This window comes from Orenia metallireducens, from assembly GCF_003001995.1.
Lineage (GTDB): Bacteria > Bacillota > Halanaerobiia > Halobacteroidales > Halobacteroidaceae > Orenia > Orenia metallireducens_B.
This window is the reverse complement of record NZ_PVNB01000001.1, coordinates 320,601-346,202: the sequence shown is the minus strand read 5'-3', so window position 1 is coordinate 346,202 and position 25,602 is coordinate 320,601. Positions and strand designations below refer to the sequence as shown.

Below are 25,602 nucleotides of genomic sequence, written 5' to 3'. Positions count from 1 at the left end.
AGCTGTTAGCCAAAACATGGCGGTGTAGCTCAGTTGGCTAGAGCATACGGTTCATACCCGTAGAGTCGGGGGTTCAAATCCCTCCGCCGCTACCAAACTTGAATTTAATAAACGTATATATAGATTAAAGACACTATCTTTTTAGATGGTGTCTTTTTTAGTATATTCACCTATATAAGTATATAAAGTAACAAATTAAGCTAGAAGAATATATTTAAATCTCTATTTACAGGATAAATATGGAAATAAATAAGTTTTACTGTCTTAATTTTTTGAACGATTATCTCTGTTTATCGACAAAATCTCCTCCTTGAAAGATGTATAATAAGGATAAAATTTACAATTAATGTAATAAAGAGGAGGAATTATTTTGGGAAGTTTAGAATTGCCTATTTATCAAAGAAAGAGTGATTTCACAAATAAAGAGTCCAAGAAGAGTTCTTTTTTTATAACTTTAAATAGTATACCTTATATGAACTTGACTCTATCTTTAATCGCCTTTTTATTTGGACGAGCTACTATTTTAGATGGATTGACACCTTTTGGATTTGTTTATTTTGCTCTGTTTTTATATCAGGTTAAGAAGAAAATAACAGGGGTTTCAAGATTATTATTTATATTTAGTGGAGTGGCAATAGGATATATGGTTCAATTAGAATTTTTGGCTGTTAAATATATTATTAGTATGGTTATACTAGTAATAGCTAGTAATTATTTAGATGACTGCAAGCCATTAAAGTATTCTTTATTAGCAGGTTTGAGTGTTTTTCTATGTCAGATTCCTGAGATAGTACTCAGTTCTTCTACTGCTAATATAATTTTAGTTACCTCTGAAGTTCTTATTATATTTTTAATTACTCTATTATCTTTGAGAATATTACCAGATTTTTTAATTTATTTAGAGAATAAAAGTCAAAAAAATATAATGATTTTGATTTTTGCTATTATAGTAAGTGCTTTATCGATTGGTGGGTTGCCTGTTGAAGAGATTGCTTCTATCAACTTAGTACGGGTAGCTAGTATCTATTTAATTATGATTATAGCTTTAACTGCTGGCACAAGTTTAGCTACTGTAGTTGGGGTATTATTAGGGTTCTTTTATAGTATTTCTCATTTAGATAGTACCCCATTGATAGGTAATTACGCTTTAGCTGCATTAATTGCTGGTAGTTTTAAGAAGCAGAAGAAATTAGGGATAATCTTAGGTTTTATCTTAAGTAATATTATTTATCTTATCTTTATTAATGAAGCAATTTCTATTATGGTCTTATTAAAAGAGGTTTTAATTGCTTCTGGGCTATTGCTAGTAACTCCTAATAGTTTATTACCTGCCTTAAACCTTCTGATTGATGATAAGTATAGAGGCTTGAGATTGGAGGAGAGAAAATTACAGTCCTTTATTTCAAATAGAATGGAAGAGTTTTCAGATATATTTACAGAGTTATCGAGTTCTTTTGTTGAGTTAGGTGTGACTGAACAAGAGGAAGTGAAGAATATAGGCTCTTTTCTAGACTTATTAACTGATAAAGTATGTTCTAAATGCGATTTGTATAACTCTTGCTGGAATAACTCTTTTTATAAGACTTATAATTCTTTATTTGATCTGTTATTAATAGCTGAAAATAGGGGTAAAGTAACAGTAGATGATTTAACAAATATCATGACCATCAGCTGCTCAAGAAAGATAAAATTAGCAACTGCAATTAATGAATTTGTTAAGATGTATGAGCTTAATAATTACTGGAGGTCTAGATTAGAGAGTAGTGAAAGAATCTTATTAGATCAGTTAGTCGGTATGTCTCAAGTAATAGATAAATTATCTAAAGAATTTAAAGTTGAAATTAGAACAGAAGATGAGATAGAGAATAAGATATACTCTATTTTAGAGAATAATGGATTTATGATTAAAGAGGTTCTAGCTACCAACTATAATAATGAGGAGCTAGAGTTTACCATTAGAAAGAATAGCTGTAACGGAGAGAGTACTTGTGCTAAGAAGATGATTCCTTTGCTTAATAGTAAACTTGATTTGAATTTAGAGATGATTTGGAATGAATGTGGTGCAGAGCTTGGTAAAAGAAGCTGTATCTGCCAATTAGCTCCTGGGGCCAATTATCAGTTCAAGTATGGAGTAGCTACTTTAAGTTCTAATCCAGATGTTTCAGGGGACAACTATACCTTCTTTAAACAAAGAAATGGTAAGTTTATCTCTATTTTAAGTGATGGAATGGGGGTTGGAGCTAAGGCGTCTCAAGAAAGCGGAACTGCTGTTAACTTATTGCAGAAGATGTTACAGGCTGGTCTTGATTATGAATCATCATTACATATAGTTAACTCGGCTTTAGGTCTTAGATCTTATGAAGATTCCTTTGCAACTGTTGATCTATTCAACGTTGACCAAGCAACTGGGCAAGCTGAATTTGTAAAGGTAGGGTCAGCTTCTAGTTTTATTAAAAGAGGTTCAGATATTAGTATGATTAAGTCTACTTCCTTACCAATCGGTATTTTGAATAAAGTTGATATAGAACCTAATTCATTACAGTTACAAGATAAGGATTTAATTATTATGATGACCGATGGGGTCTTAGATAGTAACCAGCATCTAACTATTAAAGAAGAATGGGTGCTTAGAATTCTTAAGAATAATCTGATTAATGATCCTCAATCTTTGGCACAATATATTCTTGATAAAGCCCAATCAGAGAATGATAGGCTTAAAGATGATATGACTGTACTTGTAATTAGGGTTGATAAGTGTTAAGATAGAATAAATAATTAAATTAAGCAGGAAATTATATATTTTTGTAGAAATTAAAGGTGTATGGAAGCTTTATTTTGGGATTTGTTTTTTTATAAACAACTTTGGTATCAAATAGCTTTTAGAGGGGATATAGAAGAGATGTCTTTGCTAACTAAAGTAGAATCTACGATAGAGAAATATAAATTAATTAATAATGGGGATAGAATTTTAATAGGGGTATCAGGGGGGCCTGATTCCCTTGCTTTATTACATAGCTTAAAGAGATTAAAGGAAGAATATAATCTATATTTACATATTGCTCACCTAGACCATATGATTAGAGGAGAAGCATCACTAGAGGATGCTAAGTTTATAGAAAATGTAGCAAGAAAATGGGGTATTGCTATTACTAGGAAAGCTTGCGATGTTAAGGCTTATCAAGAAGAAAAGGGATTATCTCTAGAAGATGCAGCCCGTCAAATCAGGTACAGATTCTTTTTTGGGTTAATGGAAGAGCTGGATATTGACAGAATTGCCGTTGGACATAATGCTAATGATCAGGCTGAAACTGTATTAATGAAGTTTCTGCGTGGAGCTGGATTAAAGGGGTTAAGTGGTATCTATCCTAAACACGGAAAGATAATCAGACCATTGATTGAAATTTCTAGAGAAGAGATAGAGGCTTATTGTGAAGAGTATAACTTAAACCCAAGAATTGATAAGAGTAATCTAGAAACTATATATCTTAGAAATAAACTTAGATTAAATTTAATACCTTTATTAATAGAGGAATATAATAATAATCTAGTCTCTACATTAAACAAAACTGCAGATATCTTAAGAGAAGAGGAGAACTTCTTAGGGCAGTATACAATGGGGAAGTTAGCTGAATTAACTATAAATAAGAGTAGTGGTAAATTAACCTTAAATTGCGAAAAATTATTAGAATTAAATTTAGCTATACAAAGAAGAATTATTAGAGAGGGTATTAAATTTTTAAAAGGAAGCTATCAGGATATTTATTATGAACATATCGATTTAGTTCTGGATTTGATTAAAAATTCTGAAACTGGAAGTCGGCTTGATTTGCCCCAAGGAATAATAGTTAGATTGAATTATCATGAGATAATTTTTACGACAGAAGCTATTAATAGCATTAATTATTTTAAGCAGAGGTTATTATTAGGGAGCAAAAGAATTCCCCAAATAGATTTAGAGGTTAAAGCAGAGATTGTTGATAAAATATTCCCTTGGAAGAAGACTCTTAATAATCCCAATATTGCTTGTTTAGATTTTTCTAAAATAGGTGAAGAGTTTTATTTAAGGCAGCGTAAAGATGGAGATCGCTTTTATCCTTTAGGAATGACAGGGAGTAAGAAGGTCAAAGACTTTTTAATTGATGAGAAGGTTCCAATGAATCAAAGGGATAAAGTGCCGGTTTTTACGACCTTGGATGATGAGATTTTCTGGGTAGGTGGACTCAGGGTAGATGATAGATTTAAAATCACAGATAAAACAGAGAAGATTCTAATAATTGAAATTATAAATTAAGGAGGAGTTATAGTGCTAGATGGAATTATTGAAGAGATATTAATTAAAGAAGAAGAGTTAGAAGAGAGGATTGCTCAATTAGGAGAAAAGATAACTAATTATTATAATCAAGATGATGAGATAGTTATGGTCTGTATTTTAAGAGGCGGAGTAATGTTTATGGCTGATTTGGCTCGCCAAATTAAATTACCAGTAATTCTTGATTTTATGGATGTTACCAGTTATGAAGGTGGAACTACTACTACAGGAAATGTTAGAATTATCAAAGATTTAGAAGAGAGTATTGGAGATAAGCATGTCTTAATTGTAGAGGATATTATTGATACTGGTTTAACTTTAAAGCATGTAATTAATATGCTAAAAACTCGTAATCCTAAGAGTATCAAGGTTTGTACTTTATTGGATAAGCCAGAACGTAGAACAGAAAAGCATGTAGAGATAGATTGGAATGGATTTGAGATTCCAAATAAATTTGTAGTAGGTTATGGGTTGGATTATGAAGAAATGTATAGAAATGTACCTTTTATCTTTGTTCCTAAGCCTGAAGTGTATGAAGGTTAGTATATTTTGAAAGGTTTTATAATTAAATTAAGTTATTTAAATTAAAAGAATTTTGAGATTGCTTAGTTTGCTATAACTTCTTTAATATGGTATAATAAATAATTGTGAAATTATATGATTTTATTTTTGTGTGTTTGGGGGAAGGAGGATTAATAGTTGAAGAAATTTTCAAAGAGTATAGGTTTTTATTTGATAATCATAGCAATCGGTGTTTTAATAGCTCAATATATTATTGCGCCTAATCAACCTAGTGAAGAGATTACTTATAGCGAATTTATAAATAAAGTCGAAGCAGGTAAAATTAAGCAGGTTACAATCATAGGTGAAAATGTAATTCAGGGAAGATTAGAAGGTAAAACATTTAAGATAAATATCCCTGGAACTATTGAAAAGGTTGAAGAGATATTAAGGGTTAATGAAGTTGATATTCAGACAAGGCCTGAGCCAGAACCACCTTGGTGGACAGGTGTCTTTGCTTACTTATTACCAACAGTAATTCTAATTGCAGCTTGGATCTTTATCATGAATAAGATGCAAGGTGGGGGCAACAAGATGATGTCCTTTGGTAAGAGTAAGGCAAGGCTACATGACAATGAAAAGAAGAAAGTTACCTTTGATGATGTAGCTAACTATGAAGAGGTTAAAGAAGAGTTAGTTGAGGTTGTAGAATTTTTAAAGAGTCCTGAAAAGTTTAATAAATTAGGTGCTACGATACCAAAGGGGGTATTATTAGTAGGTCCTCCAGGAACAGGTAAGACTTTAATGGCTAGAGCTGTTGCAGGAGAAGCTGGAGTACCTTTCTTTATTATCAGTGGTTCTGATTTTGTGGAGATGTTTGTAGGTGTTGGTGCCTCACGTGTTAGAGATTTATTTGAGCAAGGTAAGAAGAGTGCACCATGTATTATCTTTATTGATGAGTTAGATGCTGTAGGTCGTCAACGTGGAGCAGGTGTAGGTGGAGGTCATGATGAACGTGAACAGACTTTAAACCAATTATTAGTTGAGATGGATGGGTTTGAAGCTAATGAAGGAATTATCTTGATGGCTGCAACCAATAGACCTGATGTGTTAGACCCTGCGTTGTTAAGACCAGGTCGTTTTGACCGTCAAGTCACTGTTGACCGACCAGATTATAAAGGTAGAAGAGGAGTTTTAGAGATACATGTTAAGAATAAGCCCTTAGCTGATGATGTAGATTTAGGTGTATTGGCTCGTAGAACTCCAGGTTTTACTGGTGCTGATATGGAGAATCTAGCTAATGAAGCAGCTATTTTGGCTGCTCGCCGTAATAAAGATAGAATTGGTATGTTAGAGTTTGATGATGCTATTGACCGTGTTATTGCTGGTCCTCAGAAGAAGAGTAAGATTATCAATGATAAGGAAAGAGATATCGTGTCATATCATGAGACTGGTCATGCTTTATTAGGAGAATTATTAGAGCATGCTGATCCAACTCATAAAGTTACTATTATTCCTCGTGGTAGAGCAGGTGGATTTACTATCAACTTGCCAACAGAGGATAAAAGCTTTATCACCAAATCTGAGTTATTAGACAAGGTTACTATGTTATTAGGAGGAAGAGTATCTGAAGAGGTATTTCTTGATGATATTAGTACTGGTGCTCAAAATGATTTAGAACGTTCTACTAAGATTATTAGAAATATGATTACCGATTATGGAATGAGTGAAAAGCTTGGTCCTTTAACTTTAGGGCAAAAGCATAATGAGCAGGTATTCTTAGGTAGAGATATTTCACGTAGCCGAAATTACAGTGAAGAGGTTGCTTCACAGATTGATAAAGAGGCTAGAGAGTTGGTAGAAAAGTGTTATGAGATGGCTAAAACTATCTTAACAGAGAATAGAGACATGGTTGAAGATATGGTAGCTGAGTTAAAAGAGCAAGAAACATTAAATAGAAGAGAGATTAAAGCGATTATTAGTAAATATAAGCCTGGTTTTTATGATGATCTTAAAGAAGATTATTGGGATTTAGAAGATAAAGATAATAATGAAGAAGAATAAATTTTAGCCGCTAGCAATTAATTGCTAGCGGTTTTTTTAAGGAAATTATAGTCTGAAGTCTATTGGTAAGTTAGTTTGAGCTTAAGTTTGAGTAAAATATTAAAACTTAAGCTAAGTTGCTATTAGGCGATTATGTGTTTTTTAATTATTCTTGACTAATAAAAAAGGTATGTGTTATAATCAATTCAAAAGAGAGTCATAAGACTGGCGGATAATTATGGATATAACCATAGTGGATTATGACATATATATGGATTAGCCGACCGCCTGGGCAGATAGTAAGAAAAGACTATTTGCTCGGGCGGTCTTTTTGTGTTTGCTAAGTGTAGATTCAAGTATAAATCTATTAAAAGTGGTTTTAAAGGATAAATAGCCAAAAATAATGAAATATTAAAAGTAATGATAATTTAAAAGGAGGAGATAAAAATGAGTTATAAGTCTGATATTGAAATTGCGCAAGAGGCTAAGATGTTACATATTAAAGAGATAGCTGCCAAGCTGGGGTTAAGTGAAGAGGATATTGAATTATATGGTGATTATAAAGCAAAGATTAAGTTAGAGACTTATCAGAGGTTGATGGAGCAAGAAAAGACAGCTAAGTTAATCTTGACTACGGCAATTAATCCAACTCCAGCAGGAGAAGGGAAATCAACTACTACTGTAGGGTTAGGTCAGGCTTTAAATAAGATAGGAAAGAATACTGCTATCGCATTACGTGAACCCTCTTTAGGACCATGTATGGGAATCAAAGGCGGGGCAGCGGGTGGAGGTTATGCACAAGTTGTACCTATGGAGGATATCAATCTACACTTTACAGGTGATATTCATGCTATTGGAATAGCTCATAATCTACTGTCAGCAGCGATTGACAATCATATTAAACAAGGAAATGAATTGAATTTAGACCCAACTAAAATTAACTTTAAGCGGGTAGTAGATATGAATGATCGTGCCTTAAGAGAGGTAGTAGTAGGTCTTGGAGGAACAGTCAATGGTCAACCACGTCAAGATGGCTATATGATTACAGTAGCGTCTGAGGTAATGGCTATCTTATGTTTAGCTGAGGGAATATTAGATTTAAAAGAGAGATTGGGCAAGATGGTTGTAGCTTATAGTTATGATGGAGAAGCTATTACAGCTAAGGATTTAAAGGTAGCTGGTGCAATGGCGGCTTTATTAAAAGATGCAATTAAGCCTAATTTAGTTCAGACTCTAGAGAATACTCCTGCCTTTATTCATGGTGGTCCTTTTGCAAATATAGCACATGGTTGTAATAGTGTTATGGCTACTAAGTTAGCCCTTAAAACTGCTGATTATGTAGTTACAGAGGCTGGATTTGGAGCAGATTTAGGAGCAGAGAAGTTCTTTAATATAAAATGCCGTTTTGCAGATTTAGCTCCTGATGCAGTTGTAGTGGTAGCTACCGCTCGTGCTTTAAAGCTACATGGTGGCGTTAGTAAAGATGAATTAAATGAAGAGAATTTAAGTGCACTAGCAGCAGGATTGGAGAATTTAGAGAAGCACATTGAGAATGTACAGAAGTTTGGAGTGCCTTTAGTTGTAGCTATCAATGAATTCCCAACAGATACAGAGCCGGAATTGAGTTTAATTAAAGAACGTTGTGAAGAACTAGGTGTAGAAGTAGCCTTATCACAAGTTTGGGCTAAAGGTGGAGAAGGTGGAATTAAGTTGGCTGAGAAGGTATTGGAGTTAATTGAGCAGCCAAGTGATTTCAAAGTATTGTATGATGTTGAAGATTCTATCGAAGAGAAGATAGCTAAGATTGCTACTGAAATCTATGGAGCAGCTAAGGTTAACTTTGCAGCTCAAGCTAAGAAGGATATCAAGCAATTAGTTAAGGATGGCTTTGATAAGATGCCAATCTGTATGGCTAAGACTCCTGTTTCACTATCAGATAATCCTGCCTTAAAAGGAAGACCGATGGGCTTTGAAGTAACAGTAAGAAAGATCAATGTATCTGCAGGAGCAGGATTTTTGGTAGCATTAACTGGAAATGTAATGACGATGCCAGGATTGCCTAAGCGACCTGCTGCTGAGAATATAGATATTGACGAGAATGGAAAGATTACAGGGTTATTCTAAAGCAGTGATAGGTGACGAGTAAGTAGTTAAGAGTTAAAAATATTGGTAATTAAATGATATTTTGGGTTGAAAGTGTTAGAGTTAACTAGTATAATAATAACGAGTTTAATTATTATAAGCTCAAAGAACAGTTGAATATTTCGCTTGGATCCCAAGGGACTGAGACGGTTAAGTGGAAATTAGGATAATTATACCTAGTTGTATCTAGTTATGTTTATAAATAGCCCTCTTATCCCCCTTGTGGATACGGGGGCTTCTTCTATTTAGGGGGTAAATTTTTTTGAATAAGAAAAGAATACTTATTATTGGAGCTGGTCTTATTGGAAAGAGTATAGGTTATCTACTAAAAGAGAAGGGGTATAGAATTTTAGTAACCGATCTTTATCTTCTACCCAAGCAGGGGCTAATTTGGTAGGCGAGTATACCCCTAAAATTGTTCAAAGAAGAGAAGAACTTAATTTTTAAAGATAAGCGAGCTAAAAAAGATATTAAATGGGGTGAGAGAATGAGAAGGGATTGTACAACAGTTACAACCTTACAACAGAAGAAAGAATCAGGAGAGAAGATTACAATGTTGACAGCCTATGATTATCCAACAGCCAAGCTGGTTGACAAAGCAGGGGTTGACATTGTCTTGGTTGGTGATTCTTTGGGGATGGTTGTTTTAGGATATGAAAATACCCTAGCGGTTACTCTTGAAGATATGATTCATCATAGTAAAGCCGTAACTAGAGCAACTGAAAGGATCATGGTCGTTACTGATTTACCTTTTATGGCTTATAAGATAGGTGATATCAATCAGACTGTTCAGAATGCTGGTCGTATTATTAAAGAGAGTGGAGCAATGGCGGTGAAGATGGAAGGAGGAAAGGAGATAGTAGAGGAGATTAGAGTGACTATAAATGCTGGTATTCCAGTAATGGGACACTTGGGTCTTACTCCGCAATCTGTCAATCGATTTGGTGGATTTAAAGTGCAGGGTAGAGAAGAAGTAGCTGCCAAGAAATTACTAGAAGATGCCTTAGCTTTAGAAGAAGCTGGTGTTTTTGCTGTAGTGTTAGAGTGTATACCAGCAGAATTAGCAAGAGAAATTACTGAACAATTATCTATACCTACTATTGGTATCGGGGCAGGAAAAGATTGTGATGGTCAGGTATTGGTTAGTCAAGATATGTTAGGAATCTTGTCAGATTTTACCCCTAAATTTGTTAGAAAATATGCTGACTTAAATCAGCAGATGAGTGTCGCTTTTAGAAATTATAAAGAGGAAGTTGAGAGTGGGAGTTTTCCTAATCAGGAGGAGAGCTTTAATTGATGTAGGTTTTTAAGTCTGAAATGAGATTTGAATGTAGTCTTTATATATAGATATTACGACACTTCGGTCGAGTTGACAGTGGTTTACACGAAGAGTTTCGTTCTTTAAACTTGTGGAGACGGTGTACAGTTTACAGTTAAGGTCTTTAAAACCGAAGAAAATTATTGTTTGAACGAAGCAAAAATTGAATTAAAACTTAAAGACAATCAAAATCTTAACTAGAAAGTCTAATATTAATAATAATTAAGACTTTGATTGCTGAGAGAGTGGGCTGCTTTTGCCACGGAGAGTCTTGGTCTATAGACTCGTAGGTATATTTTCTTCTAGACCTTTTGGTGACTTTTAGGGCAATGCTAAAAGTCACTCGGGAAAAAGCTGATAAGCTTTCCCGAAAAATATTTTAATAATATTGCTTACTTTTAAAAAAGTAAAAAGTGTTGCAATATCACCATAAAGTTTCATTTAAAATTACATATTTTTAAGAAGAGTATTTAAGATGGAGTGAGAAGTTGAGTTGTATAACCGCAAAGGAGGATCTATATGGAAATCTTCAAGACTATTTCTGAGATTAGAAAGTATGTTAAGCAAGAGAGAAGAGCAGGCAAGACTATTGGGTTTGTTCCCACGATGGGATACTTACATCAGGGACATTTAACCTTAATGAAAGAAGCCAAAAAGGACAATGATATTGTAATCGTCAGTATCTTTGTTAATCCAACCCAGTTTGGTCCAACAGAAGATTATGAACAGTATCCTCGTAATTTAGAATATGATGCTACTTTGGCTAAAGAAGTAGGGGTAGATATTATCCTTGCTCCAGAGGTTGAAGAAGTTTATTTGAAGGGTGCTGTTACTACAGTTAGAGTAGATGGATTAACTGATAGGCTCTGTGGAGCTTCTAGGGCTGGTCATTTTGATGGGGTTTGTACTATAGTAAGTAAGTTGTTTAACATTGTTAATCCTGATAAGGCTTATTTTGGTCAGAAGGATGCTCAACAGGTTTTGGTTATTAAGAAGATGGTAGCGGATTTAAATTTTGATTTAGAGATAATAACTGTATCTATTGTTAGAGAAGCAGATGGTTTGGCTATGAGTTCAAGAAATAAATATTTAAATCAAAAAGAAAGAGAAGCTGCTCTGGTATTGTATAGGTCTTTGCAACTGGCTGAGCAATTAGTTGCTGCTGGAGAAACTGATGCTAAGCTGATTAAAGAAGAGATAATAAAGTTGATTAATCAAGAACCTTTGGCTAAGATTGATTATGTGGAGATAGTAAATCAGGACAACTTAGAGGATATCAACAAGATTCAGGGTGAAATTTTAATTGCTTTAGCTGTGTATATAGGAGAAACAAGGTTGATCGATAATCTGATGTTAGAGCTCAAGTGCTGATTTGTTTAATTAATGATTTTATGGAGGTATAACTTATGTTGAGAATGATGCATAAATCAAAGATTCATCGGGCAACAGTAACTGATGCCAATTTAAATTATGTAGGGAGTATTACTATCGATGAAGAGTTGATGGAAGCAGCTAATATTTTTCCTAATGAGAGAGTACAGGTTGTAAATAATAATAATGGTGAACGATTAGAGACCTATGTTATTGCGGGCAAGAGAGGTTCAGGAGTTATCTGCCTGAATGGAGCAGCAGCTAGAAAGGCTCAAAGAGGGGATGCTGTAATTATAATCTCCTATGCTCTAATGGATGAGAGTGAAGCTAGAGAATTAAGCCCTAAGGTTGTGTTAGTAAATGAAGATAATCAGATTGTTTCTTAGTCTGATTAGGGATTGATACAAAAGATAGATATTATGACGCTTTTTTATTAGCTACTTCTTCAGGGCTAAAAACCAGCCCTTTGTGATAAATCCGCTGCTGGCTTCTAGCCTTTAGCTTTTAAGGTCTTAGCTAATAACCAGTAGCTATAAGCTAGTAGCAAAACTGTCGCAATATACCCATTGTGCGATAAGTATCAATTTACAATGAGTGGAATTATCAGATATTAATCATTAAAAATTAAGGAGGAATACTAATGAAGTTTACAGTAAGACAATTAACGATAACTGGAATACTAGGAGGAATATCCTTATTACTAGGCTCAACGCCATTAGGCTTTATCCCAGTCCCTACTCCAGCAGGAGCAGCGACTATTATGCATATTCCAGTTATTATTGGAGCGATTATGGAAGGACCTTTAGTAGGAGGATCTGTGGGCTTAATATTTGGCTTATTCAGTTTTTTACGTGGTGGTGCAGCATTATTTTCAGACCCGATAATAGCTATTCTTCCAAGAGTATTGATTGGTGTATTTGCTGCATATGGTTATAGGGCTGTTAAGAATAATCTAATGGGAACAAGTATAGCGGCTATAGTTGGTACTTTAACCAATACTATTGGTGTATTATCCTTAGGAGTAGTCAGAGGTTATTTACCTAACTGGGAGACAGCAGCTACTATTGCTGTTACTCATGGGATTCCAGAGGTTATAATTGCAGTGTTGATTACTGTAGCTATTGCCAAGGGAATACAAAAATCTCGTTTAGTGGCTTAAGACTAACAATTTAATAGTGGATATCAAGAGGAGGAAGATAGTTCCTTCTCTTTTTCTATTTAAAGTGAAAAATTATTAATCAAAATAATTGTTTTATGGTATTCTAATAAAAAGGAGGTAGGAGAATGAGCAAGTTTTATACCAGTAAAAACAATAATTATGGCAAAGAGATTAATTATGAAGAAGTTACTAATTTATTCAATAGTTTAATTTCTGCTAAAGGATATGGAGTTTTATTAGATTGTGTTGTTCCTCAAATCCGTAATGCTACCTATCCCCATGGGATTTCTAAGCCGATACCTTTCTTAAAAGCAGTAAACTTAGAGCATAAATTAATGTTGGTGATGGTAGAATATAAACTTTATGTACCAGGGGCTGAAAATGACCAAGAGTTGGCTCTGGAAATAAATAAAGCTGATTTTCGGGTTTTCAAAAAAGAAGATGAGATTAATTTTTTATATCATGATGATAAGGTAATTGAAATTAAATTACATAATTCCTTTGATTTTTCTTATGATTTAGATGATGAAGAGGTTCTTCCTACATTATTATTTATTGATTGGGTTAGTAGTCCATTTATTTGATATTATCAATGATTTATGGAGTGTGATTTAGGAAGGATTAAGTTGAGTTTAAGGTTGAGTAGATTTAAGAGCATAAAGTAGATAGTAGATTAAACTTAACCTTAAACTTAGATCAAACTGATATAAATATAATTATTCTCAGAAAAGCTGTTAAATAGCCATTATTAGTAGATTATTGACTATAAATTTATAGTTTAACTTTTGAAAATTATTCTATCTGTGTTATAATTAATTAAATAAGAGTACGGTTACAATATAATAGTTATTTATAGGTTTGGAGGAGAAAAAATGTTAGAAAAAGATTATAATTTAATTATTGAGCAGTTGGTAGAATGGATTAGAGATAGGGTAACAGAGGCAGGATGTAGTGGAGCTGTAGTTGGCTTAAGTGGTGGTATTGACTCAGCAGTAACGGCTACCTTATGTAAGAAGGCTTTTCCAGATAATACTTTAGGTCTGATTATGCCTTGTTATAGTAATCCACAAGATGCTTTGGATGCTAAGGCGGTAGCTGAAAAATTTGATATTCCTTATAAGGTAGTTGAGCTAGGCTCTACCTTCGATCAGTTACTAGAATCAATTGAAGGTAAGGCTGATGTAGAGAAGAGCATGGCTGTTGCTAATATTAAACCTAGACTGAGAATGACTACCCTCTATTATCATGCTAGTATCAATAATAGTTTGGTAGTAGGTACTGATAATAGAAGTGAGTTGAAGGTTGGTTACTTTACCAAGTTTGGTGATGGTGGTATTGATATCGCACCTTTAGGTAATTTAGTTAAATTAGAGGTTAGAGAAGTAGCTAGACTTTTAGGAATTCCAGAGCAGATTATTAGCAAAGCTCCATCGGCTGGACTATGGGGTGGACAGACTGATGAATCTGAAATGGGGATTAGTTATGAAGAATTGGATAAGTATATCTTAACAGGGGAAGCAGAACCTAGAGTTAAAGAAGTTGTTGATGATTTGGCTGCTAAGAATGCCCATAAGCTAAAGAGTATACCTATTCCTTCATTTTAAATAATACATATTGATTTTTATAGGAGTGAACAAAATGTTCACTCCTATTTTCTTTTCATATTATGATAAATATGTTATAATATTTTCATATTATAAAAATGGAGGTTTAAAGATGGCCCAGGCATTAGTTCAATCAGTGGATAGAGCATTAAGGATCTTAGAATTGTTAATTGAAGAGAATCAATCGATGAATTTAAGTGAGATTAGTGAAGAGGTAGATTTGAATATTAGTACTGTACATAGGCTGTTAAATACATTAATATATAGGGGTTTTGTTGCAAAAGAAGAGACTGGTAGGTATAAGTTGGGGGTGCGTATCTTTGAGATTGTGAGTTTATTAGAGGATTCTTTAGATTTGAAGGCTATAGTTCGTCCTTATCTAAATGAGATTGTAGATGAATGTAATGAAACTGCTAACCTCGTTATTTTAGACCGAGGTGAGGTTGTGTATATTGATCAAGTTGAATCAACTAATTTGGTCAGAATGTTTGCTAATATTGGAAGCAAGGGGCCTGCTCATTCTTTGGGAGCAGGAAAGGTCTTATTGGCCCATTTAGATGAAAGGGAGTTAGATAAGATGTTAAAGGGGATGGAATTGACCCAGTTTACCTCTGAGACCCTCACCGAGGTTGAAGAGTTGAAAGAGAATTTAAAGCAGATTAAAGTACAGGGTTATGCCATTGATTTTGAGGAGATGGAAGAAGGGGTTAGGTGTGTAGCAGCACCTATTAAGAATGGTGATGGAGAAGTAATAGCAGCTATCAGTGTCTCTGGTCCAAACATTAGAATTACTGATAAGTTTCTATATAATAAATTAATTCCATTAGTAACAAGTAAGGCTATAGAGATTTCCAAAAATATCGGCAGCATAAGAGTTAAAGGCTAATTGTATAATACTTTGTATATGGAGGAAAATTAAATGGTAAGAAAAGAAATATTGATTTTTGAACATGAAAAGGGATTGCATGCTAGAGTGGCGGCTTTAATAGTTCGTGAATCTATTCAACTTCAGAATAAATACAAAGATAAATTATTTATAGGTAGAAATGAAGATGATCTTCTTCCAGCAACGAGCTTGATTTCGGTTATTTCTAGTAATATAAAGTATGGAGATAAGATGGTATTAGTCAGCAAAGGTGATAATGCTGATAAGTCTATAGTTAAATTTGCAGATTTTTTAAAAGGTAAGTTCGATTTGGAGGATAAACAGACAAGGGATGAGATTGATCAGGTTCTTCAAGAGACTACTTTAACTATGGATAAGGTCTTTAATAATATTGCTAATGGTGTAATTGTTGTCGACCAAGAAGGGATAATCACTAGTTTCAACCCTGCTGCTGAAAAAATTATAGGATTATCGGCCAATAGGGTAATTGGTGAAGATATAAATTCTGTTATCTATAACTCTAAGCTCAAAGAGATAATTAAATCTGGTCAAGCTGAGCTAGGTAAGAGGCAAGAGATTAATAATGCTACTATTGTTACCAATAGAAATCCGATATTCTCCAATGGCAATATTATAGGAGCAATTGCTGTCTTTCAGGATATTTCCACTTTAGAAAGGTTATCAGGAGAATTAAAAGAGGTAAGGGCATTAAAAGAGAGGCTTCATTTAATTTTAGAATCGGTACAGGATGGGATTTGTGTTGTAAATAAGGAAGGAGCTATCGAATATCTAAATTCAACCTATGCTAAGATGTTAGATATAGATATAGATAGTGTAGTTGGTCAGAAGTTAGAAGAGATTAATCAGGACAAGGCTTATCAGCAGGTCTTAGAGACTGGTGAGAGTATAACAGGTGTTGTAACAGAGAAGGATAAGGATCTAGTTATTATCTTTAACATTTATCCAATACAGGTTGATGGAGAGATTGAAGGGGCTGTTTTAGTAGCAAAGAAGAAGATAGAGATAGAGAAGTTGGCTGATCGTTTAAAAGAACTATCTGCTAAAGCAGAATATTTGGAGCAGGAATTGAAGAGAGAAAGGGAGCTAGATTCTTCTTTTGAAAGGATCATTGGAAGAAGTGGAGTTTTAAAGGATTCTTTAGTTAGAGCATCTAAAGCGGCTGAGACGACATCGACAGTTTTAATTAGAGGTGAAAGTGGCACTGGCAAGGAGTTGGTTGCTGAAGCGATTCACTATGCTAGCAATAGAAAGGAGAAACCTTTTATCAGAGTTAATTGTGCAGCTATTCCTTCTAATCTGATAGAGAGTGAACTTTTTGGACATGAAAAGGGATCCTTTACTGGTGCTATTAATAAAAAGATTGGTAAATTCGAACTTGCTGATGGTGGTACTATCTTTTTAGATGAGATTGGGGAATTATCTGTTGGATTACAGGTTAAATTATTAAGAGTATTACAGGAGAGAGAATTTGAAAGGGTTGGAGGAATAGAGAGAGTCTCTGTTGATATCAGGGTGATTACAGCTACCAATCGAAATTTAGAAGAGATGATTCAAGAAAATAATTTCAGAGAAGATTTATATTACCGTTTAAATGTCATACCTATTATCCTACCGCCATTAAGGGAGAGAAAGGATGACATTCCTCTGCTGGTTAATCATTTTTTAGATAAACTATCGGAAAGGCTAAATAAGAGAGTTGATACTATTTCCCAAGAGTCTTTAGAAATATTAACTAACTATTCCTGGCCTGGTAATGTTAGGGAGTTGCAGAATATAGTTGAAAGGGGAATTAATTTTACCGATAGTCAGGAGATTACTATTGATGATTTACCTGATTATATAAGAAATAATTATAATAATCAAAGGTCTTTAATCAATCTTACTTCTGCCGGTGAAATAGCTAGTATAGAAGAATATGAACGAGAAATTATTAAGAGAGCTTTGGATAAATATAAGAGTTTTAATGCTACTGGTAAAGTTTTAGGAGTTACTCATAAAACGGTAGCTGCTAAAGCTAGAAAGTATGGGTTGGTCAAGGATTAGTTGGTAAAAAAGAACGGAAGGTTGGTAAAAAGTATCAACTAAATCATTTTATTAGATCGAGAAAAATTATATACTTTGATTTTAGAACATTTTTAAGATGTTATTTGCTTATTTATGATCTTTGGTATTTATTATTTATAAATATATAGCTTTCTCTAATCAATTCTCAAATATACTCTTTTTTATATCTTTTTTCAAACAAATAGATCTATTTTTAGTACTTTGGCATGAAACTTGCATTAAATAATTAGTGTATGACCATAAATATAATTTTGTTAAAATTTTTAAATTTAAAATATAAATTATTTGGAGGTATTGAAATGGTAGAGAAAAAAGTTGTAATTAAAAATGAGACAGGTATTCATGCACGTCCAGCATCTATGATTGTTCAATTAGCTAATAAGTATGGTGCTGAGGTTACTCTTGGAAAAGATGGAAATGAAGTTAATGCTAAAAGTATCATGGGAATTATGAGTTTAGGTGTTAGTAAGAGTACTGAGGTTACTGTCAAAGCAGAAGGCGAAGATGCTCAAGACGCAGTTAATGCATTGGTTGAGTTATTAGAAAGTGGTTTTGGAGAATAAGAAAGGGGCTGACAGTAATGAGTAAAGAGCTAATGGGGACAGCAGCTTCTCCAGGAATAGCAATTGGTAAGGTTTTAATCTTAGAAGAGGAGAACCTTGATTATCAAAAGAAGACAATTGAAGATGTAGAAGGTGAAAAAGCAAGGTTACATGATGCCTTGGAAAGTTCTAAAGAACAATTACAGGTTATTAAAGATAAAGTTGAAAGAGAGATGGGAAATGATAAAGCTGAGATCTTCCAAGCCCATTTATTGGTATTAGCAGATCCAGAATTGATTTCGGCTGTTGAAAATAAAATTGAGAATGAAAAGATAAATGCAGAGGCAGCTTTAGATGCTACTGTAGAGCAGTTTGCTACTTTATTTGCAAACATGGATAATGATTATATGAAGGAAAGAGCAAGTGATATCCGTGATGTAGGAAGTAGAATTTTAAAGAATTTATTAGGGATAGATAGTGTAAATTTAGCTGCTTTAGATGATGAGGTAGTATTAATTGCTGATGATTTGACTCCTTCTGATACGGCTCAAGTTAATAAAGATAAGGTTTTAGGTTTTGCTACAAAAATTGGAGGTAGAACTTCTCATACTGCAATTATGGCACGCTCTTTAGAGTTACCTGCTGTGGTTGGAGTAAGTGAGATTTTAGATATAGTAGAAAATGGAGACCAAATTATCGTTGATGGGGTAGATGGTAATATTATCATTAATCCTAGCGATGATCAATTGGCTTCATATAATAATAAAGCTAAAGAGTATGAGCAGAGAAAGGCTAGATTGGCTGAGCTTAAAGATTTAGCTGGAGAGACTAAAGATGGACATAGAGTCGAGTTAGTAGCTAACATAGGGACTCCTAAAGATGTTAAAGGTGCTCTAACTAATGGTGCTGAAGGTATTGGACTATTCCGTAGTGAGTTCTTATATATGGACAGAGACTCTTTTCCTACTGAGGAAGAGCAATTTGAGGCTTATAAAGAGGTAGCTGAGAAGATGGAAGGTCCAGTTGTAATCAGAACTTTGGATATCGGTGGGGATAAGGAGTTATCATACTTAGACTTACCTGAAGAGATGAATCCATTCCTTGGTTATAGAGCTATTAGAATCTGCTTAGATAGAACAGATATCTTCAAAACTCAATTAAGAGCTATTTTAAGAGCTAGTGCCTATGGAGAAGTGAAGATTATGTATCCAATGATTTCGGCATTAGAGCAATTAAGAGCATCTAACGAGATTTTGGAAGAAGTTAAAGTAGAGTTGAAGTCTGAAAATATCGATTTTAATGAAAATCTTGAGGTTGGAATGATGATTGAGATTCCAGCAGCAGCAATGATAGCTGATATCTTAGCTAAAGAGACAGATTTCTTTAGTATTGGTACTAATGATTTAATTCAATATACAACTGCTACTGATAGAATGAATGAGAATATTTCCCATCTATATCAACCATTCCATCCAGCATTACTACGTTTAATCAAACGTGTTGTAGAAGCAGCTCATGCTGAAGGTAATTGGGCAGGAATGTGTGGAGAGATGGCAGGAGATAAGAGATTAGCACCTTACCTTCTAGGAGTAGGATTAGATGAATTTAGTATGAGTGCAGTTTCTATTCCAGAGGTTAAAGATCAGATTAGAAATATGACTTTAGAAGAAGCTAAAGAGATTGCTCAAAAAGCATTGACCTTCTCAACTGCTGAGGAAGTTGAAGCTTTTTTAAGTAATATATAAACATACAATTTTAGAATTACTCCTCAAAAAGCAACTGTGCAGGCAGTTGCTTTTTTATAATTATTTTGTATATTCTATTTAATCACGATATAATGATAGGTAATAACTTATAATAAGAAGGTGACCATTATGTTTTTAAGGTTATTATTACTATTTACTATAGTTCCTATGGTTGAATTATCAATATTGATTAATTTAGGTGGGTATATAGGTCCCTTGCCTACATTAGCTTTAGTGGCTTTAACTGGAGTAATAGGTGTCAGTTTAGCTCGTCAGCAAGGATTTATGATAATAACTAAGATTAAAAGTTCACTAGATAGGGGAAAATTGCCTGCTGATAGTTTAATTGAAGGGCTGTTAATCCTAATTGGAGGAGTAATGCTATTAACTCCAGGGCTATTGACTGATATCAGTGGTTTTATGCTGATTATACCCATTACTAGAAACATGATTAGTGATATAGTGAAGAGTAAATTTAAGGTGCATATTAATCAGCGTCATAGCTCTTTTAGTCAGCAGCATAAGGGGAGTAATTACTCTGAGGTTAAACATCAAGAAGATGATGAATGGGAAGATTTATCTGATTCAATAGATGTAGATTATGAAGAGGTAGATTAGAAGAAGCTGGTATAATACCAGCTTCTTTAAATTTCAAATTGTTCCATTAATTCTGTTAAATGTTGAGCCATATCAGCTAATTCATGGGAAGAATTATTGATATTTTGAGACATAGATTGAATTTCCATAATAGAATTACTAACATTAGTGCTCTTTTTAGTCAGCTCTTCAGTAGAGCTGGAAGAACTCTGTATAGAAGAAGAGGTCTGTTTAATAGAGTCTTGAATCTCCTTAAAGGATTCTCCTGCTTTTTCAATAAGTTGATTACCTAGCTCTACTTTTTTAGAAATATTAATAATTGAGTCTAAACTTTTTTGAGAATTCTGCTGTGTCTCCTTAATTAGTTTAGAGATTTTATCTGTAGCTTCACTAGTATTTTCAGCTAAATCCCTAATTTCATCGGCTACAACTGAAAAGCCTTGTCCAGCCTCTCCAGCGCGAGCAGCCTCAATTGCGGCATTTAAAGCTAATAAATTAGTCTGTTCGGCTATGTTTGTGATAAAATCAATTATCTTACCAATCTCTTTAGAGTTTTTATCTAAATTTTGGATAAGCTCTACACTATAGTTGATAGAATGATTAATTTCATTAATTTGTTTAATAGCATCTTTTAAATTATCATTTCCTGTTTCAGTTTGAGAGGTAGCAAGCTCTGATAATGAGGAAATTTCCTGACTATTTATTGAAATTGATTCAATATTATTGATTATATTGGTAATTGTATCTACAGATTTATCGGTGATATAATTCTCTTCTGCAGTGGCTGATGATAACTCTTCACTATAAGCCGATAACTCTTCAATTAATTCTGAAACCTTTTTAATTAGATGTCTGATCTTCTTATTACTTTCATTAAAGGTTACACTTAATTCCTCTAACTCATCATGGCTATTAATATTTAACTTGTGATTAAAGTTACCTTTAGCCATCTCATTCAATCCATTTAGTATTTTTTTAACAAATTTAGATAAATAATTGGAGAACCTAGCAGAGATAAAGGTAGATACTACTATTACCAAGATTAATGATATTATTAATATTTTTATAATATTTGATTTAAATTGATCTATTTTTCCATTCTGTTTATCTAGATATTTACTAATGATTGATTCATAATCTCCACTTCCAATCCAATAATCTGTACCTTCAATTGGAGAGACATAGAAGAATTTCTTTTCCAATTCTCCTGTTTTTGGATGTTCCCAGAGTGAAACAACATAGTTACCGCCTTCTTTAGCGGCTTCAACCAAATCTTTGATAACATATTGATCTGTTCCATCAGCTCTTTTTCTAGTTAAATTCAACAAATTTTTTCCTACTAAGGACTGATTAGCGCCATGACCTACAACTTTTCCCTTATAATCATACATATAGAAGTATCCTGCTTCTCCAAATTGGACTGCTTCTGAGATTTTTCTCATTTCTTTTAATAATTCTTCTTCAGACATCTTATTCTTATTCTCATTATAAAACTTACTTAGACTTTGAGCGATGGTTTCAACTGCAAATTTGCTCCCTTGTTTTTCCTTTTCTAAAACTACATTTTTGAATAAGTCTTTATCGTTTTGAGTCAACTGACTAATTTGATAATAAACTATTCCCCCTACAAAGCCGATTGTTAGCAGAAAGGTTAGTACCATAGTGAGTAAAATTTTAGTTTTTAAATTTAGCTTTTGATAGATCATCATATATTAAGTCCCCCCCTATTCTTAAATTATAGAAATTTTTATTATTGTATGTAATATTTTCACCATTATTATAAAAAAACCTTTTATTTCAAAGGATAAATTTAAATAAAATACAAAAAAATAAAAATGAATAGCTGAGATATATTTCAGCTATTCGGTGGGTTTAGATAAAAGAGTCTTAGATCTTATTGTTTAGATTTTTTAGTATCAGATTTGTTTATTACTAACTCCTCTGATACTTCCCAATTAGTGGCTGGTTTTAAAGATTTTATGGACATATTTCTTTGCCTTGTATTCTCTTTTTTATTCAGCTTTTCAATTCCTAATAGCTTTATAAGAGATATCTCTTCATTGGATTTGATTAAAGAATATACTTTTATAAATATATAAGATAGGCTATAGAAAGCTACAAGTAACAATCCTGCTATAAGTCCTGAGCCTTGTCCTGGAACTAAAGGCATGCTAACTATAATTGCTATTAAGAAAAATAGTGCAAATAGAGAGGTAGTAGGATATCCTCTAAGTTGACAATTTCCTGATGGTGGGCATCCCTTATTCTTTCTAAATTTATAATGGGTAGCCATTATAATGACATAGACAAAGAGTAAAGAAAAGCCTCCTGAGCTTACTAAAAATACATAAATTTCACTAGGGAGTATATAAGCTAAGCCTACACCTGCAAGCATACTTATTCCAGAGAATATTATCCCGCGAAAAGGGATATCGCCTTTATCCTTAAGCCATGAAGGAGCAGAACCCTCCTTAGCAAGAGATCTGACCATTCTCCCTAGCCCAAACATAGCTGCCAGCATTGTCGATAAAATTGCTATAATTAAGATGATATTTATAATATTTGCAACCCAATTAATCCCTACTCTATTTAAAGCAGCAACAAAAGGTCCAACTTCCTCTGTTAGTCCAGCCGTTGGAATCAAAGGAAGCAGTACAACAATAGCCAAAGAGTATAGTCCTACTAACCCTAATACTGTATAGTTAATGGCACGGGGAATGGTAGAGCGAGCATCTTCTGCTTCAGAGGCAGCTAGTCCAATCATTTCAAAACCTGCATAGGTGAACATAACTATTAGCATACTGCCTGCAATCCCTGATATCCCAGTAGGGAGTAATGGTTCAGTGGTTAAAGCACCTAATCCAATAGCTGTTTTATTTGGGACTAATCCCAAGATAAGTGCTATACCTATTAATATAAAGGCTACAATAGCTGATAGTTTGATTAAGGCTAATCCACTTTCTAAAGTTGTTAATATTTTAGCCCCTAAGAGGTTTAAGAATGTTACTCCAATAATGATTAATATAGATGTTAATGATAAGGAGCTTGTTGGTAGCCAAGATTTAATTAATAATGACGCTGCTGTAGCTTCACTGGACATAGCTAGAATCAGACCAGTCCAATAAACCCAGCCTACAACAAATCCCACTAAAGGACCAAACATTTGTTCAGCATATGTTCTAAAAGAGCCAGGTAGTTGTTCTGCAACAGTCATCTCAGAAAGGGCAGTTAGTATAATATAAACTAATACTCCTACCAAAAGATATGAGATTATTATACCAGGTCCAGCTGTTCTAATAGCAATAGCTGATCCTAAAAAGAAGGAACCGCCTACTACAGTTCCAAGGGCCAGCATAGTAAGATGCCAAACTGATAACTCACCTTCTTTAGACATATTAATACCTCCTGTATAAAAATTAGATTATATCCTATAGTATATCCTACTAAGCCTTGATTATTAAAAGGTGATAGAAAGCTATTGATTTATAAAGATAACTATTAATTACTCTTGAATATAAAATGATTGAATAATTAGTTATTTAGATAAAGGTGAAAAAGTGTTTGTATATAAGGCTAATTAATGAGATATAATATTTATTGATAGGTTTCAAGCAAAATAAAATAGCAGTAGATCTTTGATTTTTAAACCCAATTATCTAAGTTTCATTTGCTAATAACTAGAAGATTATTTATTTTAGCCTTAATAGCTAAAAATGTATTAGTTTAGATGATTAAAGTATGAATTTTAAAATGATAATAAAAATTTTTAAAAACATTGACATCAACTTGACATATATTCTCTTGTCTGTTAAGATAGAAAAAAATAAAACAGAATCTAAGGAGGAAGTAGCGATGAGTAACTTTACTAAGGAAGATATTTTGAAAAAAGCTGAGGAGTTAGAAGTTAAGTTTATCAGATTACAGTTTACTGATATTCTAGGAGTAATTAAAAACGTAGCGATTACAGTTAATCAATTAGAAGATGCATTAGATGGTAAAATTATGTTCGATGGTTCATCTATTGATGGTTTTACTAGAATTAATGAATCTGATATGTATTTAAAACCGGATTATGATACATTTACGGTATTTCCATGGAGACCAAAGGATGGTGCAGTAGCAAGATTAATCTGTGATGTATATATGCCAGATGGAACTCCATTTGAAGGAGGACCAAGAAACGTATTAAGAAGAGCTTTAAAAGAGGCTGACGAGATGGGTTATCAAATGTATGTTGGACCAGAACCGGAATTCTTCTTATTTGAAAGAGATGAAGAAGGAGAAGCAACTACTATTACTCATGATCAAGGTGGATACTTTGATTTAGGTCCTATCGATAAAGGTGAAAATACTAGACGTGATATCGTATTGGCTTTGGAACAAATGGGCTTTGAAATGGAAGCTTCTCACCATGAGGTTGCTCCAGGACAACATGAGGTTGACTTCAAATATGAAGATGCCTTAAAGACTGCTGATAATATTGCTACTTTTAAATTTGTAGTTAAGGCTATTGCAAATGAGCATAATTTACATGCTACATTTATGCCAAAGCCAATCTTTGGAGAGAATGGTTCTGGAATGCATATGAATCAATCTTTATTCAAAGATGGAAAGAACGCATTCTATGATGAAAATGATAAGTTAGGTTTAAGTCAAGTGGCTTATTATTACATAGGTGGATTATTAAAGCATGCTAAGGCTATTGCAGCTATTACTAATCCAACTGTTAACTCTTATAAGAGATTGGTACCAGGATATGAAGCTCCAGTTTATTTGGCTTGGTCTGCTTCTAATAGAAGTGCTTTAGTTAGAATTCCAGCTGCTCGTGGAGCAGGAACTAGAGTAGAGATGAGAAACCCTGATCCAGCTGCTAACCCATATCTAGCTACTGCTGTTATGTTAAAAGCAGGATTAGACGGAATTAAGAATCAAATTGAACCACCTAAAGAGGTTCTTGAAGATATCTTTGAAATGACTTCAGCTGAAAGAGAAGCAGCGGATATTGATAATCTTCCAGGTAGTCTTTTTGATGCTATTCAAGAATTATTAGCTGATGATTTAGTTAAAGATGCTTTAGGAGAGCATGTTGTAGAGCATTTTGTAGAGGCTAAAATGATTGAATGGGATGTATATAGAACTCAAGTACATCAATGGGAATTAGATCAATACTTAAACGTATTTTAATCAAATTGATTAAAATAACTAAGATTAAAGCAGATTGCCTAGGCAATCTGCTTTTTCTATTTGAATATATTCACAATTATATCATAAAAATCTTTGATTTTTTATGAGTGTAATGG

At 33.5% G+C, this 25,602-nt stretch carries 20 protein-coding genes, 1 tRNA gene and 1 riboswitch; of the genes, 19 read left to right on the top strand and 2 right to left on the bottom strand.

The features are described from left to right. Positions 1-18: 18 nt before the first annotated feature. The 18 genes from BX659_RS01505 (at position 19) to BX659_RS01425 (ending at position 20,323) form a co-directional block, all read left to right on the top strand. Positions 19-95, top strand: a tRNA-Met gene (locus BX659_RS01505). Positions 96-370: 275 nt separating this feature from the next. After that, positions 371-2,761 carry a stage II sporulation protein E gene (spoIIE, locus tag BX659_RS01500; protein ID WP_097017335.1) on the top strand — a complete coding sequence of 797 codons (2,391 nt, stop codon included), beginning with the start codon at positions 371-373 and terminating at the stop codon, positions 2,759-2,761. Between the two features lie 60 nt (positions 2,762-2,821). Next, entirely contained in the window at positions 2,822-4,291 is a 1,470-nt protein-coding gene (gene tilS / locus BX659_RS01495; protein WP_253250698.1) for a tRNA lysidine(34) synthetase TilS, read from the top strand. A gap of 12 nt (positions 4,292-4,303) precedes the next feature. After that, on the top strand, positions 4,304-4,852 hold the full coding sequence (gene hpt, locus BX659_RS01490; RefSeq protein ID WP_097017336.1) for a hypoxanthine phosphoribosyltransferase: 549 nt from the start codon (positions 4,304-4,306) through the stop codon (positions 4,850-4,852). Between the two features lie 156 nt (positions 4,853-5,008). Further along, the gene (gene ftsH / locus BX659_RS01485; RefSeq protein ID WP_097017337.1) at positions 5,009-6,874 is read left to right on the top strand and encodes an ATP-dependent zinc metalloprotease FtsH; all 1,866 of its coding nucleotides are present in this window, start codon (positions 5,009-5,011) and stop codon (positions 6,872-6,874) included. Positions 6,875-7,064: 190 nt separating this feature from the next. Continuing rightward, a riboswitch (ZMP/ZTP riboswitch) is annotated at positions 7,065-7,154 on the top strand. Between the two features lie 146 nt (positions 7,155-7,300). Next, positions 7,301-8,977: a formate--tetrahydrofolate ligase gene (locus tag BX659_RS01480; RefSeq protein WP_097017338.1), complete on the top strand. Its 1,677-nt coding sequence runs from the start codon at positions 7,301-7,303 to the stop codon at positions 8,975-8,977. Positions 8,978-9,257: 280 nt separating this feature from the next. Further along, positions 9,258-9,392, top strand: coding sequence for a hypothetical protein (locus BX659_RS19340; protein ID WP_258176081.1), 135 nt, complete (start codon positions 9,258-9,260; stop codon positions 9,390-9,392). 90 nt (positions 9,393-9,482) lie between these two features. After that, on the top strand, positions 9,483-10,292 hold the full coding sequence (gene panB, locus BX659_RS01475) for a 3-methyl-2-oxobutanoate hydroxymethyltransferase (protein WP_097017453.1): 810 nt from the start codon (positions 9,483-9,485) through the stop codon (positions 10,290-10,292). A gap of 540 nt (positions 10,293-10,832) precedes the next feature. Next, a complete protein-coding gene (gene panC / locus BX659_RS01470; protein WP_097017339.1) occupies positions 10,833-11,684 on the top strand; it encodes a pantoate--beta-alanine ligase in 852 nt (283 codons plus the stop codon). Positions 11,685-11,719: 35 nt separating this feature from the next. Beyond that, on the top strand, positions 11,720-12,070 hold the full coding sequence (panD, locus tag BX659_RS01465) for an aspartate 1-decarboxylase (protein WP_097017340.1): 351 nt from the start codon (positions 11,720-11,722) through the stop codon (positions 12,068-12,070). Positions 12,071-12,324: 254 nt separating this feature from the next. Further along, complete coding sequence (locus tag BX659_RS01460) at positions 12,325-12,843, top strand: ECF transporter S component (protein WP_097017341.1); 519 nt, start codon at positions 12,325-12,327, stop codon at positions 12,841-12,843. A gap of 125 nt (positions 12,844-12,968) precedes the next feature. Further along, the gene (locus tag BX659_RS01455) at positions 12,969-13,427 is read left to right on the top strand and encodes a hypothetical protein (RefSeq protein WP_097017342.1); all 459 of its coding nucleotides are present in this window, start codon (positions 12,969-12,971) and stop codon (positions 13,425-13,427) included. A 288-nt stretch (positions 13,428-13,715) separates the two neighbouring features. After that, entirely contained in the window at positions 13,716-14,447 is a 732-nt protein-coding gene (locus BX659_RS01450) for an NAD+ synthase (protein WP_097017343.1), read from the top strand. Positions 14,448-14,559: 112 nt separating this feature from the next. Continuing rightward, positions 14,560-15,333 carry an IclR family transcriptional regulator gene (locus BX659_RS01445; RefSeq protein WP_097017344.1) on the top strand — a complete coding sequence of 258 codons (774 nt, stop codon included), beginning with the start codon at positions 14,560-14,562 and terminating at the stop codon, positions 15,331-15,333. Positions 15,334-15,366: 33 nt separating this feature from the next. Continuing rightward, positions 15,367-17,397 (top strand): sigma 54-interacting transcriptional regulator, encoded by a 2,031-nt coding sequence (locus BX659_RS01440; RefSeq protein WP_097017345.1) that lies wholly within the window; start codon positions 15,367-15,369, stop codon positions 17,395-17,397. Between the two features lie 320 nt (positions 17,398-17,717). Next, entirely contained in the window at positions 17,718-17,981 is a 264-nt protein-coding gene (locus tag BX659_RS01435; protein ID WP_097017346.1) for an HPr family phosphocarrier protein, read from the top strand. Between the two features lie 17 nt (positions 17,982-17,998). After that, entirely contained in the window at positions 17,999-19,705 is a 1,707-nt protein-coding gene (ptsP, locus tag BX659_RS01430; RefSeq protein ID WP_097017347.1) for a phosphoenolpyruvate--protein phosphotransferase, read from the top strand. Between the two features lie 129 nt (positions 19,706-19,834). Continuing rightward, complete coding sequence (locus tag BX659_RS01425; protein WP_097017348.1) at positions 19,835-20,323, top strand: FxsA family protein; 489 nt, start codon at positions 19,835-19,837, stop codon at positions 20,321-20,323. Between the two features lie 26 nt (positions 20,324-20,349). Here BX659_RS01425 and BX659_RS01420 read toward each other — a convergent pair whose 3' ends face one another. Together BX659_RS01420 and BX659_RS01415 are read right to left on the bottom strand one after the other, a co-directional pair. Continuing rightward, entirely contained in the window at positions 20,350-22,011 is a 1,662-nt protein-coding gene (locus tag BX659_RS01420) for a methyl-accepting chemotaxis protein (RefSeq protein ID WP_097017349.1), read from the bottom strand. A 185-nt stretch (positions 22,012-22,196) separates the two neighbouring features. Continuing rightward, positions 22,197-23,696, bottom strand: a complete 1,500-nt coding sequence (locus tag BX659_RS01415; protein WP_097017350.1) for an amino acid permease — start codon at positions 23,694-23,696, stop codon at positions 22,197-22,199. 458 nt (positions 23,697-24,154) lie between these two features. On the opposite strand from BX659_RS01415, the gene glnA reads away from it, so the two are divergent. After that, positions 24,155-25,486, top strand: coding sequence for a type I glutamate--ammonia ligase (gene glnA / locus BX659_RS01410; RefSeq protein ID WP_097017351.1), 1,332 nt, complete (start codon positions 24,155-24,157; stop codon positions 25,484-25,486). The last annotated feature ends 116 nt before the right edge of the window (positions 25,487-25,602 follow it).

What these genes read in the sequence shown, in the direction of transcription:
- BX659_RS01480 (WP_097017338.1), top strand. Translation starts at nt 7,301, where the DNA reads ATGAGTTATAAGTCTGATATTGAAATTGCGCAAGAGGCTAAGATGTTA.
- ptsP (WP_097017347.1), top strand. Translation starts at nt 17,999, where the DNA reads ATGAGTAAAGAGCTAATGGGGACAGCAGCTTCTCCAGGAATAGCAATT.
- panD (WP_097017340.1), top strand. Translation starts at nt 11,720, where the DNA reads ATGTTGAGAATGATGCATAAATCAAAGATTCATCGGGCAACAGTAACT.
- BX659_RS01440 (WP_097017345.1), top strand. Translation starts at nt 15,367, where the DNA reads ATGGTAAGAAAAGAAATATTGATTTTTGAACATGAAAAGGGATTGCAT.
- BX659_RS01455 (WP_097017342.1), top strand. Translation starts at nt 12,969, where the DNA reads ATGAGCAAGTTTTATACCAGTAAAAACAATAATTATGGCAAAGAGATT.
- glnA (WP_097017351.1), top strand. Translation starts at nt 24,155, where the DNA reads ATGAGTAACTTTACTAAGGAAGATATTTTGAAAAAAGCTGAGGAGTTA.
- BX659_RS01445 (WP_097017344.1), top strand. Translation starts at nt 14,560, where the DNA reads ATGGCCCAGGCATTAGTTCAATCAGTGGATAGAGCATTAAGGATCTTA.
- BX659_RS01415 (WP_097017350.1), bottom strand. Translation starts at nt 23,696, where the DNA reads ATGTCTAAAGAAGGTGAGTTATCAGTTTGGCATCTTACTATGCTGGCC.
- panB (WP_097017453.1), top strand. Translation starts at nt 9,483, where the DNA reads ATGAGAAGGGATTGTACAACAGTTACAACCTTACAACAGAAGAAAGAA.
- BX659_RS01425 (WP_097017348.1), top strand. Translation starts at nt 19,835, where the DNA reads ATGTTTTTAAGGTTATTATTACTATTTACTATAGTTCCTATGGTTGAA.
- tilS (WP_253250698.1), top strand. Translation starts at nt 2,822, where the DNA reads ATGGAAGCTTTATTTTGGGATTTGTTTTTTTATAAACAACTTTGGTAT.
- BX659_RS01450 (WP_097017343.1), top strand. Translation starts at nt 13,716, where the DNA reads ATGTTAGAAAAAGATTATAATTTAATTATTGAGCAGTTGGTAGAATGG.
- BX659_RS01420 (WP_097017349.1), bottom strand. Translation starts at nt 22,011, where the DNA reads ATGATGATCTATCAAAAGCTAAATTTAAAAACTAAAATTTTACTCACT.
- BX659_RS01435 (WP_097017346.1), top strand. Translation starts at nt 17,718, where the DNA reads ATGGTAGAGAAAAAAGTTGTAATTAAAAATGAGACAGGTATTCATGCA.
- panC (WP_097017339.1), top strand. Translation starts at nt 10,833, where the DNA reads ATGGAAATCTTCAAGACTATTTCTGAGATTAGAAAGTATGTTAAGCAA.
- BX659_RS01460 (WP_097017341.1), top strand. Translation starts at nt 12,325, where the DNA reads ATGAAGTTTACAGTAAGACAATTAACGATAACTGGAATACTAGGAGGA.